The organism is Alteromonas sp. KUL17 (assembly GCF_006538305.1).
Lineage (GTDB): Bacteria > Pseudomonadota > Gammaproteobacteria > Enterobacterales > Alteromonadaceae > Alteromonas > Alteromonas macleodii.
Window position 1 is genome coordinate 248,803 of sequence record NZ_BJKJ01000001.1, and the last position, 19,119, is coordinate 267,921.

Genomic DNA, 19,119 nt, shown 5'->3' on the forward strand with positions numbered 1-19,119 from the left:
CCTATTGTAGTGGAACATCTTGAGTGAACGCCTTAGCGAGATTAGCCCCTCACATCAAAAAAGTTGTTTCGTTTATCTTATTGATTAACGTTTCGCTTTTTGGCGGTGGCGCGACTGCCGATGAAGTACTGCGATATAATCTTGGAACGTCAGGCAGCTCTATCCCGTACGAAAATGCTGTCGACGAAGATAGGGCCGGTATTCTAGTTGAAATCCTTTCCCTTATTATGAATAGAGCAGATATTAAGACAGAAAAAGTCATGCTCTCTACCAAACGTGCGATGCTTGCATTTAAAACAGGCGCTCTTGATTTCGACTTCTTCAGTCCAAGCTGGCTGTCTAAAGATGAGCCCGCGGGCGACTTCACTTTCTCAGATCCCATTATAGACATCACAGAATACTTTATTACTCTACCTGAAAACCATAGCCGATACCAAACCGTCGCCTCTATCTACGGTGAAACCGTAGGGATGATCTCCGGCTATGTGTATTTTGATTCTGATAAGTTCGTCAGAATGGACTTTCAAGCCGAGAGTAACCTTATCTTAGCCCTTGGCATGAAACGGATAGATGTCATCATAATTGAGGAAGCAGCGGCGCGTTACTGGTCTTCAATGCACAACATAAAAATAGCGCTGGGCCCCATCCATACCGCAGGCAAAATGGCGTTGCGTATTCACAATCGACATAAAGATAAGCTCCCCGCCATTAACCGCGCCATTGCTGAATTAAAACAAACGGGTCAAATTGATAGAATACTTAACAAGTATTCTGACTTTTCATTATAAGCCACACGCAGTTTCAACATTACGCCGTTGCTTTTTTGCCATAGCGCTTTAAAGCAAAGGGAAATTTTATCGATTGGATTAAAAGGCAAAGACACACCAGCGTCATGCCAACCCACCCCACCGGCTTGAATACTTCACCAATTAGAAAAATAGCGAAAAGTGTCGCAACCAGTGGCTCAATTAACGTAATAAGCGTAGCTTTACTCGCTTCGGTAGTGCGAAGACCATAGCCAAATAGCAAATAACCAAGAAACATCGGCACCACAGCCATATAGAGTGAAACGCTAATGTGGATAGTGTTAGCAAACAAGTTTTGACCGGTAAACCAGAGGGAAGGCAACAGAGCAACGGCAGCGCAACCGAAAAGTCCGGCCATGGCAGATTTTGAATTTGCGCCAGCGTCAATGTGTTGCTTCGCAGCCCATGAGTACCCAGCGTAAGTTAAACCTGCAATTAAACCCAATAGAACGCCGAACACCTGATCATCTTTAGATGCTGACAACGCCATTGCGTCGTGTGCCTTACCCATGGCTAACATGCCAATCCCAAACGCACCAAACACAAAACTAATAAACCATTTTAAAGACACGGGCTTTTTACTTAAAAAGTACTCTAAAAGCGCAGCGAATAGTGGTGCACTGGCGATAGAAACCACGGTGCCAATGGCAACGCCTGACAAACGCATTGAGCTGTAAAAGGCCAGCGGATAAATTGCAACACATGCACTGCCAAACAGAAAGGTCAGTGGTGTAGAAAAAAGAATAGGTGCATCCTTTACTAGTGATTTTCGGGCACTAACACAAAGCAATACACCGCCTATACCCATTGCAAAGGCACCGATTGCCAGAGGACTGATTTCTGGAGCGAACTGAGCGGCAGTGCCTGTTGTCCCCCACAGAAAGCTTGCGATAACAATGGCTAAGACCCCTTTTACTACATCGCTTGTATTCACTGCTTTCTCCACTCTATTACTCACCTTCTTAGCTTTAACTGTTGAACAATGCTTTCATGCTGTACTTTCTAATTAACCCATCAGCTTTTACTGTGACGCTGATATAAACTGATTGCTGCCGCTTGTTTTTATCACCCAGTCATTTTTGCTCTTAGGGTCAACACCTCTCTCATAAAGATGATACTTAGATTATTGCTTTTGTAATTAGCCAGATAGACGCTTCTTTTGACCTTTTAGACGCACATTCACCACACATTTAAAATTAACACTAAATTAACAAGCAAAACGTACCGTATTAGATACAACAAAAAATGAAATATTTGTTTCGCAAATTATGGAAATAAACCAACTTTTTTGTCACATTACACCCTTACCTGATAACAAAATAGAAACAACCAACCTGGATGGACTTATGTTTAAAATAGAAAAATCGTCGTTTAGACGAAGCACACTTAGCGTTGCGGTAATGGGGCTGCTTAGCTCCGGTGCAATGGCGCAGGACACACAACAAAAGGATGACGATGACTTTGAGCAGATCATAGTAACTGCAACAAAGCGTGCAGAATCCATTGAAGACATTCCTTTTTCAATCAACGCACAAACGCAGCGAGACTTTGAACGCAGCGGTGCAGGAAACTTAGAGGACGTCGCAAGAAACGTGGCGAGCGTCTCAATTCAAAACTTAGGACCAGGCCAAAGCCAAGTATCTATGCGTGGCGTTTCAGCGGGTCAAATTGTACGAGACCAACCAGGCGTTAAGGAGCAGGTCGGCGTATACCTCGATGAAAGCGTGATCTCGCTGTCTTTATTTACTCCAGATCTCGACCTTTTCGACCTTAACCGCATTGAAACCCTGCGCGGTCCGCAAGGTACGCTTTTTGGATCTGGCTCTATCGGCGGAACCCTTCGCTACATCACCAATCAGCCCGAGTTAGATACCTTTGAAGGTAAGTTTGAAGCTAATCTTAATAGTGTGACAGACGGTGGCGTGGGCGGTCACGTTAAGGGCATGGTAAACGTACCTATTTCCGACACCATTGCCATGCGCGCGGTGGTATACCGCACTGATTACGCAGGCTTTATAGATGCGTTAGGTGAAAACGGCGCGTTTAGCGAAGACGTTAACGACGGCGATAGAACTGGCGGACGCGTAGCGTTCATTATTGCACCCAACGATAAGCTCACGATTACACCACGACTTATCTTCCAAGAATTGGAAATGAACGGGTTTAACAGACAGGAAGTGTATAATGTGTTTGCTAACCCTTACACAACGACCCGCCAGGCTATTCAATTGGGTGAACGAGAACAGTACCTGCTGCTTGAAGAAGGCTTCTCTGACGATACCTTGATTGCTGACGTAACTGCTGAATATCAAGCCGACGTTGCTGATTTTACCTTTGTTTATAGCTATACCGACCGCGATATTCTTGTAAGTCGTGATGCCAGCGCGCTTTCGGGCTCAGTAAGTATCGACTTAGGTTTTCCTGATGAAGCCGTACTATTACCGTCGAACTTATTAGACAGAACGGAAGTAGAGCAAGATACCTTTGAGCTTCGCGCCGCATCCAATGGCGATGGCGCGCTAGACTGGCTAGTTGGCGCTTTCTACTCTTCTACAGAGCGTGTTTATGACCAATCACTCCCTACCCCGGGATACGACGCATTTACCGATGCTACCTTAGGTGAAGGCACGTCGGCAGCGGTTGCCAACGGTTTTGAAGCTGATTCTCCTTACAACGCCTATTTACCGTACGACTTGAAGCAGCTTGCTGTGTTTGGTGAAGTGAACTATCAAGTGAACGATGACTTTAAAATGACCGTGGGCTCTCGTTTTTACGATTATGAAGAAGAGCGTCAGTTTATCTCTGGGGGCTTATTTGCCAACGGTGACAACCAGACCGATTCTACAGAATCAGATGGCTTTACTTCTCGCGTTATCGGCCAGTATAGCGTAAGCGAAAACGTGAACTTAAATGCTCAGGTGTCTCAAGGATTTAGACTTGGCGGTGTAAATGACCCCCTAAATAGAAGCCTGTGTACCGACCAAGATGAAGCCATCTTTGGTTCGTTCCAAGACTATGACGATGAAAAGCTCACCAACTATGAGATCGGTATGAAATCATCAGGTCGTGGATGGTCAGCTAACATCTCGGCTTTCTATAACGATATTGAAGATCTTCAGGTTACATTGGATGCTGGTTCTTGCTCGTCACGTGTATCATTTAACGTGCCGGACGCCCACACCCAAGGTATTGAATTTGAGCTTACGCGTCAGTTTACTGACCAGCTCTTTTTCTCATTAACGGGTAGCATCATTGAAGCCGAGTTCGATTCAACCGTTGTTGATGGTGATGGTGCGGTACTAGGTGGCGTAGAAGACGGTAACCGCTTAGCTTCAGTACCTGAAGAGAGCTTTGCCATCGCATTTACCTACGATTTGGCGCAGCCTTTATTCTCTTCAAACAGCACCTATTTCCAAGGCTCTTACCAGTACGTGGGAGACCGTATAACCCAGCCTAGTGACCAAGTTGCAGGCGCAGGTATATTCACTTCAGGCCTTGCCTTTGGCGGTGCCACTGGCGCAGAAACAACGGAATTAGACTTGTTGTTAGACGACTACGGCACGCTTAATATGAGCTTCGGTCTTACCTACGATGACTATGAAATATTACTGTATGCAAACAACCTGTTCGACGAAAACGCGCAGCTATCCTTTGATAGAGAACGTGGTGGACGAGCTCGACTTGGATTTACGGTGAACCAGCCACGCACCATTGGTGCGACGTTCCGATACTTCTTTCAGTAAAGAGTGATAAATGTCTCTGCCTGAGGAAATATCCCTTCAGGTAGAGGCTTCACTTTCTTTTGGGAAAAGAGTGGAGTTGGCCGTAAGCCGGGTTCTGTCGTGGGCAACCATTCCTCTAGATCAGCAATCGCTCACTGATTCAAGCAACCTACCCGATCCCCATGCGGGCCACACGTTGAGGGATCCTATTTGGTCTTGCTCCGGGTGGAGTTTACCTTGCCACACTCTGTTACCAGAGGTGCGGTGCGCTCTTACCGCACCCTTTCACCCTTACCGGCATGTAAACATGCTTAGGCGGTCTTCTCTCTGCTGCACTTGTCGTCGGCTCACGCCGCCCAGACGTTATCTGGCACCCTGCCCTTTGGAGCCCGGACTTTCCTCCCCTTTCTTACGAAAGCGGCGATTGCCTGGCCAACTCCGCGGCGCATTCTACATGAAGTACCCAACAATAGCACCCTATTCCTGCTCGCTGTAAAAGCAGCGCTCAACGGCGCTTTTATCGAGCAGTTTGGTGATAATGAAAATTTGGTCGCCCATTTCTATTTTAGTGCTTCCTTTGGGTATAAGTGTTTCTTCACCACGAGCAACCATCGCCACCACAGTATTTTCGGGAAGAGACAATTCACCGATGGTTTTATGTAGTGCCGGCGATAACTTCGATACCTCTATTTCTATAAGCTCGCGCTTGCTCTTAGCAACTTTTACAATTTCCAGCGTACTCGACTCTCTTACTTCATCGTCCAACACTAAGCCTAACTTACGCGCCGCATAGGGTAAGGTGGAACCTTGCAATAAGGCGGAAATAAGCACGATAAAGAACACCACATTAAAAATGAGCTCGGCGTATGGCATGCCGAATATTAGCGGAAATATAGCGAGTATAATTGGCACCGAACCGCGTAAACCCACCCATGATATAAGCAGCGATGCTTTGAACGAGAATTTTGAAAGCAATAAAATAGGCATAACCACCAGCGGACGTGCAATAAAAATAAGCACAAACGCAATTAAAAGGCCTTCTTTCCAATTAACAAACAGCTCGGTGGGCGTTACCAACAAACCTAAGATAACGAACATGGCAATTTGCCCAAGCCAGGCCAGCCCATCCAGAAACACGAACGTATTACGCTGATAAGCAAAGCGGCTGTTACCCACGATAACACCCGTAATAAAGGTAGCGAGAAAGCCGCTGCCATTTAAGTTCGCAGCAAGGCCAAAAGACAATACACCAAACAACATCACAAATACCGGATACAAACCGATGGCCATTAAGGTGACGCGTCTGAAAAGCCATACTGCAATACCGCCAATGGCAAGGCCCACTATCGCTCCCACTCCCATTTGACTGGCAAACAGCGAAAGTAAGTCAACTGGCTTAGTGGTGCTGTCTTGAATAAGCGTTATAAGGCCAATTGTGAGGAATATGGCCATTGGATCATTCGACGCACTTTCTAGCTCTAGTGTGGATTTTATTTTTGAAGGAATGCGTATACCAGCGTTGCGCAAAACAGAAAACACTGCTGCGGCATCTGTCGACCCCACAATAGCGCCAAGCAATAAGCCTTTATAAAGCGGTAAATCGAGAATAACCATAGCAGCGATACCTGTGACTACTGCCGTACCAATTACGCCAAAGGTGGCGAGTAACGCGGCGGGTTTCCACGACAGCGCTATAGACTTTTTTGACGTTTGTAGACCGCCATCAAATAGGATGAGAATAAGAGCAAATGTACCAATAGCATGCGCAGCATCGGCATTATCAAAGAAAATTCGGCCAATCCCATCTTCACCAGCAAGCATACCAACACCAAGGAATAGCACCAATACAGGTACGCCAAAGCGCGGAGACAATTTACTGGCCAGTACGCCCAAAATGGCAAGCACTGCACTGAGTAAAATAATGTGATCAACTGCAAACATTATACGTTCCTTATTGCCACTGATGCATGCTTACGCAAAACTGGAAGTACGCATCGAGGGTTCCTGTTAATACTGCTACCTTACCGCGTTTTGTTACCAAAGTATTGAGGTACAGAAACGCGGCAGGGTAATAAAGTTAAGGAACTCGTGTCGTCTAAGGAATGTGCGACAACGAAGCCTTAATTTCTTCGGCAGTGGGCTTTAACTGTGCTTTGCCCTGTTTCTCCCTTCTACTGCCCAATAGGTATAATAATGTAGAGGTAATAAACAAGGTCGAAGACGTGCCAATTACCACAGCAAAAACCATAGGCACTGCAAAACTTTCTACGGCATCACCGCCAAAAATAGCCATCGGTAACAATGCCAACAGCGTGGTAACGGAAGTAAATACCGTGCGGCTTAGCGTACTGTTTACTGCTTCATTAATGGTATCTGCCAATGGCTTGTTTGGGTCTAAACGCAATAACTCACGGATGCGATCAAGCACCACCACCTTATCGTTTATAGAGTAACCAATGAGCGCCAACAGTGCTGCAACAGCCGTTAAGTTAAATTCGATACCCGTAAGCGCGAAAAAGCCTATGGTCTTGGTTAAATCGAGTATCACGGTTAGCAGCGCTGCGCTCGCAAAATGCGCTTCAAAGCGTGCCCACAGATACACCAACATGCCGCCACCTGCGATAAGCAATGCTAGAATGGATAGCTCGGCAAAGCCTCCGCTGACCTTGGGTCCAACCATATCAATTTTATCAAAACTTACCTCACTGTCGGCTTGCGAAATCGCACGCTTTAGTGCGTCAGTCTGCTTTGCGTTGCTATTTTCAAGCTCGCCACTGCTATCTAGAACAGGTGCTCGCAATAAATAGTGATGTTCACTGCCATATTCTTGAATTGCTATTTGATCAAAGCCATTGCTTTCAATCACATTCCTTAGCTCATCGGTAGTAAGGGTTGGTGCGGTCAACTCAATCATGGTGCCACCGGTAAAGTCGACGCCATAATGTAAGCCAGGTTTAGCAAACAAGCCGATTGAAAGTACTGTTAGCACTACCGAAACAGCGAGTGCAATTTTACGCTTTGCCAGAAAATTAATACCGCTAAGCTTATCGCTTAACCGCAAAAGCGGTGATGAAAAGCGCAAAGGGACACGCTGCTGCGCGCGATCTTGCGTACTCTTTTGCTTCGACTTAACCACTCTTAGCATTAACATTTTAGTTAGGGCTACAGCAGTAAATACCGAAGACACCAGACCAAGGGCAATTGTAATTGCAAACCCTTTAATAGGGCCGCTTCCAAACATAAACAACAAACTTACCGCTATTAGTGTGGTGAAGTTTGAATCCACAATAGTCGCGAACGCTTTATCAAAACCCACCTCTATTGCACTGGCTGCCGGACGACCTTTTTTACTTTCTTCACGAATACGTTCATTAATCAAAATGTTCGCATCGACCGCCATGCCCATGGTTAGGATCAAACCTGCAATGCCCGGTAACGTCAGTGTTGCGCCAAACAGGGTTAATGCGCCAAACACCAACGCCATATTGATACAAAGAGCAAAACTTGCGATAGCGCCCCACCTGCCGTAGATCGCTACCATAAATGCCAATACCAGTAACGCACCTGCCACGCCGCTTTCCACTCCGGTTTGAATTGCATCGCTGCCTAAATCTGGCCCCACCGTGCGTTCTTCTATAATGGTAAGTGGCACAGGTAGCGCACCTGTGCGAAGCATTAGTGCAGTGTTGCCCGCCTCAGGCAATGTAAAGTTACCGGTTATTTCACCACGACCACCCGGAATCACGCTATTTATGACGGGGGCTGTAACCACTTTGTCGTCAAGGACGATAGCAAGCACACGGCCGATGTTGTCACGTGTCATAGTAGCAAACTGCTTGGCACCTGCGCTGTCTAATCGGAACGTCACTACTGGCTGGCCATTTTCACTACTTAAGACACCTGCCGCATCAGTAATATGCTCACCTTCTAGCGCTACTTTTTGCTCTAAGCGATAGGTATTACCCGCCGCATCTTGCTTATTCATAACCTGCTCAGACTGGCTATTCGCGGCCCAGTGAAAAGTCATTTGTGCGGTAGTGCCCAATAATTTTTTAACTTGGGTGGGGTCAGACATACCCGGCATCTGAACTAAAATGGCGTCTTTACCTTGTAGCGTAACGCTAGGCTCAGTAAGCCCCGTTTCGTTCAAACGCTTTCGAACTACTTCAACACTTCGGCTTAACGTGTCTTTAATGAGTTGTTCGGTATATAGCTCGTTAAGCGTAAGAGTAACGGTATTTTGCTTTATCGTAACATCAAGTGCACTTGAACCATTTGGCTGAGCGGAAATTTGATATGCGGCGTCTCTAACCTTTCTCGCATCATCTGCGCTACGCAATGTAAAGACGACACTTCCAGAACGACTATCTTTATGAGTGAGTGAATGAGTCGTTTTTGTATAGCGCACGTTTTGACTGCGCAATTCGCTAAGCAAGTCACTCGAAAAGCTGTTGAGCTGCTTTTCAAACAAGGCGTTGGTGTCTGCGGCTAAAAGTAGGTGTGAGCCACCTTGTAAGTCTAAGCCTAAAGATAGGGTGGAAGTGGTGTACCACGTAGGTAACTGCTGTTTGATTGATTGTGGCAATATGTTGGGCGCAGCGCTCAGTAAACCGAGCATAACGATGAGCACATACACAAAGCCACGAAATGAAAATCGTGCCATTTTAAAATCCTGAATAATTTAATTTTTTGAAGCGCCTCAATATGCAGCTAAGCGAACGTGCTAGCGCATTAAGGCAAAAAGAGAATTAGCTCAGGGATAAAGGTGGGCCGCGAGAAGGCTGGCGGTAGTATTGGCGAGCACGGGGTACAACATTTGCCATACCCAAACACAGCACAATAGCCAGAACAACAAACCCCAAGGTCAATTCAACAATTGCCTCTGGTCCATCGCCTTGATCGTCACTGTTTTCTAGCTTAGTGCCGGTAAACCGTAACGAGTAGCTCTTGCCCGCGTAATTAAATTGGGCAAGTGGTGACTGCTGACTTACTTCAACTTCATTATTAATTTGACCACTTTGGAAGCTTGCACTGAGGATGAGGCACGAGAGTACCCATGCCATGAAAAGCGGCATGTAGGACGAAAACCCATGGCGAAAGTTTAGTGCTCTCAAAGTAGTGAATTGTCTATCTGTGAAGGAAAAGTCGCGCTTAAAACACGCGCTGTTTTATAGCGCATATATTGGGGTGAGTATACATTATTCAATATCGTGAGTAACGAGATTACCGTTGAAGCACATAATTTTTGGGTTTTACATTTCTGCCCATCGCTTCTTCTTGTAAGTTTACTCACTTGGATATAAGGTGATTTTTTGTGCTGTTTGTATATCAATTGGCAATGGAGCCATAGCATGACATAACAGGAAATCGCGAGCCATTTGAGGCCATTTGTAATGAATACAGCGAGAAGAATGTCGTTAAGTTCCTTACGGTAGACACACGTAATCCGTCTTCCATATTGAATTCCCTTCAATACGCAAGAGATAATGCGCGCACAATCAGAGACGTTATTCCAAAGGAAGTTATAAGTGAACACAGGAAATGGAAGCCAGAACACAAAAGTAAGAAAGCAAAACAAAGCCCGCTTAGTACGGGCTTTGTTATATTCATTGCAAGCTTGTGTTGTCAGGTATTACACAACCGCGATCACATCTTCTTTTGCAAGGCGTGCTTTCGGTAGACCATGGTTCCAATCTTGCTCTGTATCTGGGTAGCCCATGGCAAGTGCCACTTCGCAAACGTGGCCGTCTAGCTCATCTTTAAACTGTTCGCCAAGCAGTTCGGCGTCAACACCTTCCATCGGCGTAGACGCTATGCCTAAACGCGCCAGCGTGTGAAGGACATTGCCTAGCGCTAGATAAACTTGCGCTTTGGTCCAAGCCGCGTTGTTACCGTTCTCATCGGTGTTCGCTTCAGCAAATGCGTAAGCGCCCATGAAGTTTTCACGCATATCTTCAGGTAAATGACCCGAAGATACTTCCGCATCAACACGCTTAACAAATTTCTCTTTTGTGAATTTAGGATCATAGGCAAACAAAATAGTATGCGACGCTTCTTTTGCGTGATGCTGATTAAACTGATGTTTGTTGGCGAAGCTATCATGTAAGCGCTGTTTAGCTTCGTCACTTTCGACAACGACAAACTTCCAAGGTTGTGAGTTGATTGACGACGCCGATAATCTCAGAGCCTCAAGTATTGTCGCCAGATCATCAGCTGAAATACGCTTGTTGGCATCGTATTGCTTCACGGTATAGCGCTTGTTTAAATCTTCAATAATAGGATGAGACACTACTAACTCCTCAATACATAGTCGGGATTAAATTAAAAGTTGTGCGTATAGTATCGCTTAAGCTTTTCAATGATAATCCCGATTAAAGATGAATCAGTTTCAAATTAACTTTGATAATAGTATGGGTTAGGCAAGGAAATTGAGAGCTTAGTTTTAGTAGACACCACCTAATGATGAGGGGACATTATACGTCCCGCATAATATTCGATTACAATAAATTACTCAGAAAAAGTGTTAGATTTAGCGCCCTTTTAATTAGAAATACCTTATATGAAAGCAAGTAATTTCAATACTTTTTATGCCATGCCCATCAACTAAAAGCTCATTGATAACTTCACATAACTCACCTACTATTACTGAGTTATTCCTATTATCTTAAGACCAACGCCTCCAACTTCTTCATACGGAAATATAATAACCTTACATTGATATGACCCAAACCCACGAAACCACAACAGGGCAACGAGAGATGATGCAGGTTCGTCATCGACGTAGGTTTACGCTTTGTCAAATCTTAACGCTTATCGGCGTACTTTTTCTGTTCGCATTAGGTAGTCTAAGCTTATATAACCAAGCTTTGTTGCTTGGAAGCATATTGATAAGTAGTGCGCTAGTTGGTTTGATCAACCTTTATCTTTTGAGGCGAACAGGTAATGTAGAAAGAGCCGCCATTGTATTAAGCGGCATCTTGTTTGTTTTATGTATGAGCCTGCTTATTACAGGGGGAAAGGACAACACCGGCATGTTGTGGATATATCCCATTGCGGCAATTAACTTATTTATTAATCGTTTTTGGCCTGCAGTTGTCGTCTTCTGCATTTTTAGTATTACTAGTATTCTTCTTTTATTTACGCCACTTTCTAGCTTATTGATGACGAGCTACACCCTAGTCGAAGCCATACGTTTTATTCTAACAACGTTGGCCTTGAATCTAATTTGCCTTGCCGCATTGCGTTCTGAAGAGCAGTCGTACGAGACGATCATTAAACTGCACGATGATGACATCAGGCAAATGGCGTTCTACGACACCTTAACCGGTCTCCCAAACAGGTGGAATTTCAAAACAAACTTACAACGAGTTATTGATAGAGCCACCAAAGATAAACAAAAAGTAGGGCTACTTTATATAGACCTAGATAACTTTAAACAGGTCAATGATCAGTATGGTCATGAAATGGGTGACAAACTCTTGCTCAAGTTTAGTGAAGAGTTATGGAGTGAAATCCGTCCATCGGACCATGTACTGAAGCCTCAAGAGGAAAGTATTGCCAGACTTGCGGGTGACGAATTCGTAGTACTGCTGCCGAATATTAAAGACGCATTCGATGCGGGTACAGTGGCAACACGAATTCTGAACATTTTTGATGGTGGCTTCGAGGTTGATGGTATTACTCACTTAACTTACGCCAGTATTGGTATTGCAGTTTTTCCCGACGACACAGCTGAACCTTCTGAATTACTTCACTACGCTGATACTGCCATGTATGACGCAAAACAAAACGGTCGAAATTGTTTTAGATTTTTTACCAAAGAAATTGCAGATACCATCAAACAGCGCCAGCAAATAGAAAGCGGATTAAGGGCGTCGTTGGAAAACGACCAATTCACGTTGGCATTCATGCCCATTTTCGATTGTGATAACGACGACATTGTTGCCGTTGAAGTACTGCTTAGATGCAAAGCCCCAGAATTAGAAGATATAGGGCCTGATCAATTTATTCCGGTTGCCGAATCAACAGGACTTATAAAAGAGATTGATTTATGGGTACTAGAGCACGCCTTGCAAAGCCTTGTAGTATTGCAGCAGCAACACTATTTCACAGGAAAGATGTGCATCAATATATCTGGCGTTGAGTTACACAACGAAAACTTTCCACCTTTGGTTAAACGTTTACTTGAGACGCACGAGGTAAATCCGTGTAGCGTAGAATTAGAAGTGACTGAAACCGCATTGGTTGCTGGAGATAAAGCCTGCTTAGAAACCCTTAATGCGTTAAATGAACTAGGTGTTTCCTTAGCACTCGACGACTTTGGAACAGGTTATACCGCATTCAGCCAACTTATCCACTACCCTGCCCACTGCCTTAAAATTGATCGTTCTTTTGTCAGTGATTTATTTTCTGAAAAGGAGCCACGAAGCAAAATGGTGTTAATTATACAAAACCTTGCCGAGCTTTACGGTTTGCGTGTTATCGCAGAAGGAGTTGAAACTGAAGAGCAGTTAAACTACTTGAAAAGGCATGGCTGTGACTGGGCACAGGGGTATTTCTTATCTCGCCCCCTACTTTGGGGTGATTTACTGACAAAGCTGAATTCTCAACATTGCAGTTGACTAAGCCTCGTTGCACTAGCTGTTTTTTAATACGAAATCAACTAATCTCTACACTATGCCCTAATAATAGTAACTTCATAAAAAACATTAGGTTTACCTTATGATTAAGCATTTGCTCCTCCCTCTTTTTCTAGCATCTTCTCCCGTATTCGCAGACAGTGGTTCTCGCTTAATTGCATCCGGTGGTATTACGGGTTTCGAGGGCACTGCGGGTGGCGGCATTACGCCTTGGGCATTTATTGGCGGATACGCGAGTAAAGAAGAGGTCAGTTATTCTGCAAATATTCAATACTTAAACCTGAGCGATTATTCCCTTACAACAGCAGGGGCAAGTCTTAGTTTGTTTGACCGTGTAGAACTTAGCGTGCAGCGACAGCGACTCGATATTGCTTCAGGGTTAACAAGTAACGTTTTCGCTTTACTCACAGAAGGTGCTATTACAAATGCCAACAGCACCACCATTGAGCAAGATATAGTCGGTGCAAAAGTGAAGGTTCTTGGCGATGGCGTTTTCACTCAAAACTCATGGATTCCACAAGTATCTATCGGCGCCCAATACAAGAAAAACAGAGACTACGATAACTCTCTTTCGCTACCCGATGGTACAATTCCCTTGCCCGGTGTGGGCGTTCCTATGCTGCTAGGTGCGACAGATGACAGTGGCACTGACGTTTACCTTTCAGCCACGAAACTGTGGTTGGGCACACCGTCAGGCTATAATTTACTCACTAATTTAACCGCCAGATACACTAAGGCAAATGTGTTTGGTCTACTGGGTTTTGGTGCCGAAGATAAAGACAACGCAAAAGTTGAGTGGGAAGGCTCCGTTGCAGTATTAATCAGCCCTACCACAGCAATTGGCGCAGAGTTTAGAACGCAAACCAATCGATTAGGAGGCTTAGCTGAAGAAGACACGGTTGTTGATGCCTTTATTGCCTACTTCCCAAATAAATCTATTTCAATTACCGCTGCCTATGTGGATTTGGGCAATTTACCTTTGCAAGAAAGTTCTTCAGGATTTTATCTAACGGTAAACAGCACTTTTTGATAGGGGAACGAAATGATCAGACACTGCTTCCGGTTAATGGTAATTGCTGCGTTAAGTGTATTGATAACCGCATGCGCCAGCGCTCCTGAACAAAGCCTTTATGAAGAAATTGGCGGCCATAAAACGCTCAATACCATATACGGCGTAGCGATTACACGAATTTACACTGACCCCGTAATTGGTCATTACTTCAAAGGTGTTCCCAAAAAACATTTAAGAGATCAACTTGTATTGCAAACATGCGAGCTTATTGGCGGGCCTTGCGAATATGATGGAAAAACAATGTTGGAGTCTCACACGGGTCTCAATATTAAGGAGCGTGAATTTTACATATTGGTGGAGTATGTCCAAGGCGCAATGCGCGATGTGGGGCTAACCTATCAACAAGAAAACCGTATTCTCAAGCTGCTAGCGCCAATCAAGTACGAAACGGTATACCTATAGGGAAGCGTGTATTTATCCGTCCTGTACACGTTGAATAAAGCAGGTACGTTAACGTTCTAGTTCTTTTTATAGATACAACGCTAAAAACCCTCGTCTTAGCGAGGGTTTTTATATCAATCTAAATTAGCTGAAGCTTAGTTAGGCGTAATCGCGTTGTGATAAACGTCTTGCACGTCATCACAGTCGTTAAGCATGTCCATGAATTTTTCAAACATCGGCATGTCTTCTTCGCTTATCTCTGTTTCGGTCTGAGGCATCCAGCTCATTTCTTCTGCAATAAAGCTAATGTCTGGGTAGGCTTCAGTTAGCGCTGTTTTTACTTGATAGAATTCAGTGTGCGGCGCATAAACGGTCACTTTACCGTCTTCAACTTCAACATCAGTTACGTCTACGTCGGCTTCCATTAGCACTTCTAGGATAGCGTCTTCGTCGTCACCTTCAAATTGGAATACCGCTTGGTGATCGAACATATGCGATACCGCACCCTGTGCACCAAGTTTCGCGTTGGTTTTAGTAAAGCAGTTACGTACTTCAGTGATGGTGCGGTTTGCATTGTCAGACAAGCAGTCAACAATGACCATGCAGTTACCTGGGCCAAAACCTTCATAACGCATAGGCTGGAAGTCTTCGCCAGCGCCACCAGCAGCTTTATCAATCGCTTTTTCAATAACGTGGCTTGGTACTTGGTCTTTCTTCGCCTTTTCCATTAGGCGGCGAAGTGAAAGGTTGGTGTCTGGATCGGCACCACCATTTTTCGCACATACGTAAATTTCTTTACCGTATTTAGAATAAACTTTAGTTTTTGGCCGGCAGTTTTTGCCATGGCGTTTTTACGAACTTCGAATGCTCTTCCCATCTTAAAATTCTCTTTCTCGCAATTTGAAATGCTGCGTTGGGTTTTATCGGGCTACCTGTTGCCTGACCGTTCATCAGGCGCATCGCTCTGCCTTACTTGGTAGCATTGCCGAACTCGACGTTTCAATAAATGGTCGAACGCGACGGTGCTAAAAATTGCCAAGCGAAACACTGCCCAAAATAACGGTAGGCTAAGCGACACAAAAAATTTGGGCGAAATTCTACCTTAATTTTCGTGTAATACCAATGTGAACGCCCCTAGAAAGGGTGTAGGTTGATAGCTTTCACATTTTCAATGAGGTCAAAATGTACTCTGACCCCATATTTATGCTTACGGCAAATGCTCGGTTGCCAGATAGTCGTGTGACTGCATTTCCTTTAAGCGGCTAAGACAGCGTCTGAACTCAAAATTAAGTAGCCCCTCGGTGTACAAGCTTTCCAGCGCTACTTCTGCCGATATGATTAACTTTACATTTCGCTCGTAAAATTCGTCCACCATCGCAATAAAACGACGCGCCACATCGTCATTATGCTGTCCCATTTCCCTAACATTGGCTAACAGCACTGAGTGATAACAACGGCTTAACTCAATGTAGTCGCTCTGGCTTCTGGGCCCGCCACACAAGGCTTTAAAATCAATCATCAATACCCCGTCAGCGTTTCTAAGCGTCGGTATTTTTCGGTTGTTCACCTCAATATCTTCGCCTTTAGAGCCTTCTTCCGGAGCTAATTGAGAAAAGTAGCTATGCAAGTTTTCGGTGGCTTCGCCATCAAGTGGGTAGTGATAAATTTCGGCTTGCTCTAACGTTCTAAGACGATAATCAATACCGCTATCAACATTTACCACGCGGGTATTCTGATTGAGTAGATCGATAGCGGGTAAGAACCGCGCACGCTGCAATCCGTTTTTATACAAATCGTCAGGGACTATGTTCGACGTCGCCACCAGCACAATACCGTGACCAAACAGCTCTTCCATTAACGTGCCTAAAATCATGGCATCGGTTATATCAGACACGAAAAACTCGTCAAAGCATATTACCCGCGCTTCTTTTGCTAACTTAGCCGCTACCAGCTTTAGCGGGTCTTGTGCGTTTTTAAGCTGCTTTAGTTCATCATGCACACGGTACATAAAGCGGTGAAAATGCACGCGCATTTTCTTTTCGAAAGGCAAACAGTCGTAGAATGTATCTACTAAATAGGTTTTGCCTCGCCCTACCCCACCGTAAAAGTAAATGCCCTGGATACCAGGCTTCGCATGGCCTTTCCCAAACGCTGCTTTTAACTTTACCCGCCACGTCGTTTTCTTTTCAGGTTGGGTAAGTTCATCAAACAAACGCTGAAGTTCTTTTACTGCATTTTCTTGCGCCGCGTCGTAATGAAAGTCAGACGACTGAAGATCTAGCTGATATTTTTCCCATGGCGTCATCGCCGAAACCACTCCGTACAAAAGTCAATAGCGGCGCTTGCTGCACCGACCTGCTTGAATTTCTCAATTATGACCTTAATTTTAATGGAAATCACGGTAGAATCTCACATTGAAATTCGACATACACCGAATAAATGTCACGATGTATGCGCTTTTCGGGTTCGACCTTGCTATATTCAGCGTATGGTCGAAAGCAGCTTTTAGATCGTAGAAGTAAAGGTCGGCTGCAAGATGTAGATTGATTCGGAGAATATAATGGAATTGTTAGTATCTCTTGCTTTGTTAGTAGTTGGGTTAATTATTGGCTTTTTCGCAGGTCGCTTTTTTCAACAAAAGCAGGGCGCAGGCAATACTGCACAGACTGAGAAGCAAGTTAAAGAGATCCTCGCACAGCAGGCGCAACACCACATTCATCAAACTCGTCAAAGCTTAGAGAGCATTGAAAGCCAGTGCGAAACCTTAAAGCAACAAATTGAAGAGTATGAATTGCTGCTTGAGCAAGGCAGCGATGATGACAGCAAAGTTCCTTTTTATGGGGAACAAGCAACTACGTATTTACGTAACAACCTAAAAGGGTCTGACAAATCGAGAGTTCAGCGTGTATCTGACACACAGCCAAGAGACTTCGCTAACTCGGGTTCTGGGCTGTTCGTCGGCGGATCTGATAAGAATACCGCAGAAAAACAGTAACATCGGGAACTTTCTCACGACCTCGGACTCTTTTAGTGAAACCATGCTATGTCGCATATAACATGAAGGAGTGTAAGCGAACATGAAAATGTCTTTCCGCCATTGTTTATTGGCGTCTGCCGTTGTTGTAAGTTCATTGGGCTTTACTGCTAGCACACAGGCGGCGTTACCGTTCTTTTCTGATAAGAAAGATGAAGTTCCCTCTTTAGCCCCTATGCTAGAAGAAGCTACCCCAGCGGTAGTGAGCATTGCGGTAGAAGGAACACAAACCTCTACGCAGCGTGTACCCGAGATGTTTCGCTACTTCTTCGGCGCCCCGCAAGAACAGGTTCAAGAGCGCCCTTTCCGAGGTCTTGGTTCTGGTGTCATCATAGATGCCGATAAAGGTTATGTCGTTACCAACAACCACGTTGTTGATAATGCAGATGAAATCACTGTTAAGTTAACTGACGGTCGCGAGTTTAAGGCGAAAAAGCTAGGTTCAGATGAGCAAAGCGATATCGCGCTACTTAAAATAGAACCTGATGATTTAAAAGCGTTACCGCTTGCCGATTCTGACGCGCTGCGCGTAGGCGACTTTGTAGTAGCTATTGGTAATCCGTTTGGTCTTTCTCAAACGGTTACCTCTGGTATTGTAAGCGCTCTGGGTCGCTCTGGCCTGAACATTGGCGGTTATGAAGACTTTATTCAGACCGACGCAGCAATTAACCGCGGTAACTCAGGCGGTGCGTTAGTTAACCTTCACGGTGAACTGGTTGGTATCAACACCGCTATTTTTGGTCCTAACGGCGGCAACGTCGGTATTGGTTTTGCTATTCCTGCCAATATGATGAAAAGCCTAATTGATCAAATTGCAGAATTTGGTGAAGTTCGCCGTGGCCTTCTAGGCATTTTAGGTAGCGATATTGACGCGGGCCTTGCCGAAGCCATGAATGCGGAAGTGAACATTGGTGCGTTCGTGAGCGAAGTGCAGCCAGACTCTGCCGCTGAAAAAGGTGGTCTGCAAGCCGGTGATATTATTACTGCCATTAATGGTCGTAAACTTCATAGCTTCCAAGAACTGCGCGCAAAAATTGCGAGTATGGGCGCGGGCGCTGAAGTTGAACTCACGGTAATGCGCAAAGGTAAGAAAATGAATGTAGACGTTGTATTAGATGACGCTACAGACACGACAGTGACGGCTGCTCAAATTCACCCAGCCCTAGAAGGAGCAACCCTGTCTAACGGCACAGACGATGCTGGTAATGCTGGTGTAGTGGTTTCTGATATCGAGCGTGGTGCGCCTGCGGCGAGAATTGGCCTTCAATCTGATGATGTGATAATTGGCGTTAACCGCGTACGTACGTCCACGGTTGCAGAGTTTAGAAATGCACTAGACGAAGCCAAAGGCGTTATCGCACTCAATGTAAAACGTGGAAACTCTACGCTTTACTTGGTAATCAGACAGTAGCAATTTAGCTCTTCAATTACATCCTCCGCTCAGACGCGTTGGTGTCCAAGCTGA

The 19,119-nt window shown here is 45.0% G+C and carries 14 protein-coding genes, 1 other RNA gene and 1 pseudogene; 8 read left to right on the forward strand and 8 right to left on the reverse strand.

From position 1 onward, the window contains the following. Positions 1 to 23 precede the first annotated feature (23 nt). Positions 24 to 788, forward strand: a complete 765-nt coding sequence (locus KUL49_RS01000; RefSeq protein ID WP_131136017.1) for an ABC transporter substrate-binding protein — start codon at positions 24 to 26, stop codon at positions 786 to 788. Between the two features lie 19 nt (positions 789 to 807). On the opposite strand, the gene KUL49_RS01005 is transcribed toward KUL49_RS01000, so the two are convergent. Then, positions 808 to 1,752, reverse strand: a complete 945-nt coding sequence (locus KUL49_RS01005; RefSeq protein WP_039224586.1) for a DMT family transporter — start codon at positions 1,750 to 1,752, stop codon at positions 808 to 810. A 400-nt stretch (positions 1,753 to 2,152) separates the two neighbouring features. On the opposite strand from KUL49_RS01005, the gene KUL49_RS01010 reads away from it, so the two are divergent. Next, the gene (locus KUL49_RS01010) at positions 2,153 to 4,549 is read left to right on the forward strand and encodes a TonB-dependent receptor (RefSeq protein ID WP_181412759.1); all 2,397 of its coding nucleotides are present in this window, start codon (positions 2,153 to 2,155) and stop codon (positions 4,547 to 4,549) included. 68 nt (positions 4,550 to 4,617) lie between these two features. On the opposite strand, the gene rnpB is transcribed toward KUL49_RS01010, so the two are convergent. The 4 genes from rnpB to KUL49_RS01030 form a co-directional block, all read right to left on the reverse strand. Beyond that, an RNA gene (rnpB, locus tag KUL49_RS01015) (RNase P RNA component class A) lies at positions 4,618 to 4,968 on the reverse strand. A gap of 37 nt (positions 4,969 to 5,005) precedes the next feature. Beyond that, the gene (locus tag KUL49_RS01020) at positions 5,006 to 6,469 is read right to left on the reverse strand and encodes a potassium/proton antiporter (RefSeq protein ID WP_131136019.1); all 1,464 of its coding nucleotides are present in this window, start codon (positions 6,467 to 6,469) and stop codon (positions 5,006 to 5,008) included. A 154-nt stretch (positions 6,470 to 6,623) separates the two neighbouring features. After that, on the reverse strand, positions 6,624 to 9,191 hold the full coding sequence (secD, locus tag KUL49_RS01025) for a protein translocase subunit SecD (RefSeq protein WP_131136020.1): 2,568 nt from the start codon (positions 9,189 to 9,191) through the stop codon (positions 6,624 to 6,626). A gap of 85 nt (positions 9,192 to 9,276) precedes the next feature. Next, positions 9,277 to 9,591, reverse strand: a complete 315-nt coding sequence (locus KUL49_RS01030; protein ID WP_232298263.1) for a hypothetical protein — start codon at positions 9,589 to 9,591, stop codon at positions 9,277 to 9,279. Positions 9,592 to 9,884: 293 nt separating this feature from the next. Here KUL49_RS01030 and KUL49_RS21005 point away from each other — a divergent pair, with 293 nt between their 5' ends. Beyond that, positions 9,885 to 10,208: an alpha-E domain-containing protein gene (locus tag KUL49_RS21005; RefSeq protein ID WP_258312599.1), complete on the forward strand. Its 324-nt coding sequence runs from the start codon at positions 9,885 to 9,887 to the stop codon at positions 10,206 to 10,208. On the opposite strand, the gene KUL49_RS01040 is transcribed toward KUL49_RS21005, so the two are convergent. Next, a complete protein-coding gene (locus KUL49_RS01040) occupies positions 10,161 to 10,817 on the reverse strand; it encodes an NAD(P)H-dependent oxidoreductase (protein ID WP_131136021.1) in 657 nt (218 codons plus the stop codon). The genes KUL49_RS21005 and KUL49_RS01040 overlap by 48 nt on opposite strands. A gap of 430 nt (positions 10,818 to 11,247) precedes the next feature. On the opposite strand from KUL49_RS01040, the gene KUL49_RS01045 reads away from it, so the two are divergent. The 3 genes from KUL49_RS01045 to KUL49_RS01055 all read left to right on the forward strand — a co-directional run bounded on the left by KUL49_RS01045 (position 11,248) and on the right by KUL49_RS01055 (position 14,641). After that, on the forward strand, positions 11,248 to 13,149 hold the full coding sequence (locus tag KUL49_RS01045) for a bifunctional diguanylate cyclase/phosphodiesterase (protein ID WP_131136022.1): 1,902 nt from the start codon (positions 11,248 to 11,250) through the stop codon (positions 13,147 to 13,149). Between the two features lie 100 nt (positions 13,150 to 13,249). After that, the gene (locus KUL49_RS01050; RefSeq protein ID WP_131136023.1) at positions 13,250 to 14,197 is read left to right on the forward strand and encodes a DUF3034 family protein; all 948 of its coding nucleotides are present in this window, start codon (positions 13,250 to 13,252) and stop codon (positions 14,195 to 14,197) included. 12 nt (positions 14,198 to 14,209) lie between these two features. Continuing rightward, complete coding sequence (locus tag KUL49_RS01055; protein ID WP_014948363.1) at positions 14,210 to 14,641, forward strand: group 1 truncated hemoglobin; 432 nt, start codon at positions 14,210 to 14,212, stop codon at positions 14,639 to 14,641. Between the two features lie 134 nt (positions 14,642 to 14,775). Here the strand turns inward: KUL49_RS01055 and KUL49_RS01060 are convergent. Together KUL49_RS01060 and zapE are read right to left on the reverse strand one after the other, a co-directional pair. Next, positions 14,776 to 15,497, reverse strand: a pseudogene (locus KUL49_RS01060) (YebC/PmpR family DNA-binding transcriptional regulator). Positions 15,498 to 15,827: 330 nt separating this feature from the next. After that, on the reverse strand, positions 15,828 to 16,925 hold the full coding sequence (gene zapE, locus KUL49_RS01065) for a cell division protein ZapE (RefSeq protein WP_014948359.1): 1,098 nt from the start codon (positions 16,923 to 16,925) through the stop codon (positions 15,828 to 15,830). A 255-nt stretch (positions 16,926 to 17,180) separates the two neighbouring features. Between zapE and KUL49_RS01070 the strand changes: the two genes are divergently transcribed. Both KUL49_RS01070 and KUL49_RS01075 read left to right on the forward strand, forming a co-directional pair. Continuing rightward, the gene (locus tag KUL49_RS01070; protein ID WP_014948358.1) at positions 17,181 to 17,615 is read left to right on the forward strand and encodes a ZapG family protein; all 435 of its coding nucleotides are present in this window, start codon (positions 17,181 to 17,183) and stop codon (positions 17,613 to 17,615) included. A gap of 88 nt (positions 17,616 to 17,703) precedes the next feature. Then, positions 17,704 to 19,065, forward strand: coding sequence for a DegQ family serine endoprotease (locus KUL49_RS01075; RefSeq protein ID WP_014948357.1), 1,362 nt, complete (start codon positions 17,704 to 17,706; stop codon positions 19,063 to 19,065). The last annotated feature ends 54 nt before the right edge of the window (positions 19,066 to 19,119 follow it).

What these genes read in the sequence shown, in the direction of transcription:
- KUL49_RS01010 (WP_181412759.1), top strand. Translation starts at nt 2,153, where the DNA reads ATGTTTAAAATAGAAAAATCGTCGTTTAGACGAAGCACACTTAGCGTT.
- KUL49_RS01020 (WP_131136019.1), bottom strand. Translation starts at nt 6,469, where the DNA reads ATGTTTGCAGTTGATCACATTATTTTACTCAGTGCAGTGCTTGCCATT.
- secD (WP_131136020.1), bottom strand. Translation starts at nt 9,191, where the DNA reads ATGGCACGATTTTCATTTCGTGGCTTTGTGTATGTGCTCATCGTTATG.
- KUL49_RS01030 (WP_232298263.1), bottom strand. Translation starts at nt 9,591, where the DNA reads ATGGCATGGGTACTCTCGTGCCTCATCCTCAGTGCAAGCTTCCAAAGT.
- KUL49_RS01045 (WP_131136022.1), top strand. Translation starts at nt 11,248, where the DNA reads ATGACCCAAACCCACGAAACCACAACAGGGCAACGAGAGATGATGCAG.
- KUL49_RS01050 (WP_131136023.1), top strand. Translation starts at nt 13,250, where the DNA reads ATGATTAAGCATTTGCTCCTCCCTCTTTTTCTAGCATCTTCTCCCGTA.
- KUL49_RS01055 (WP_014948363.1), top strand. Translation starts at nt 14,210, where the DNA reads ATGATCAGACACTGCTTCCGGTTAATGGTAATTGCTGCGTTAAGTGTA.
- zapE (WP_014948359.1), bottom strand. Translation starts at nt 16,925, where the DNA reads ATGACGCCATGGGAAAAATATCAGCTAGATCTTCAGTCGTCTGACTTT.
- KUL49_RS01070 (WP_014948358.1), top strand. Translation starts at nt 17,181, where the DNA reads ATGGAATTGTTAGTATCTCTTGCTTTGTTAGTAGTTGGGTTAATTATT.
- KUL49_RS01075 (WP_014948357.1), top strand. Translation starts at nt 17,704, where the DNA reads ATGTCTTTCCGCCATTGTTTATTGGCGTCTGCCGTTGTTGTAAGTTCA.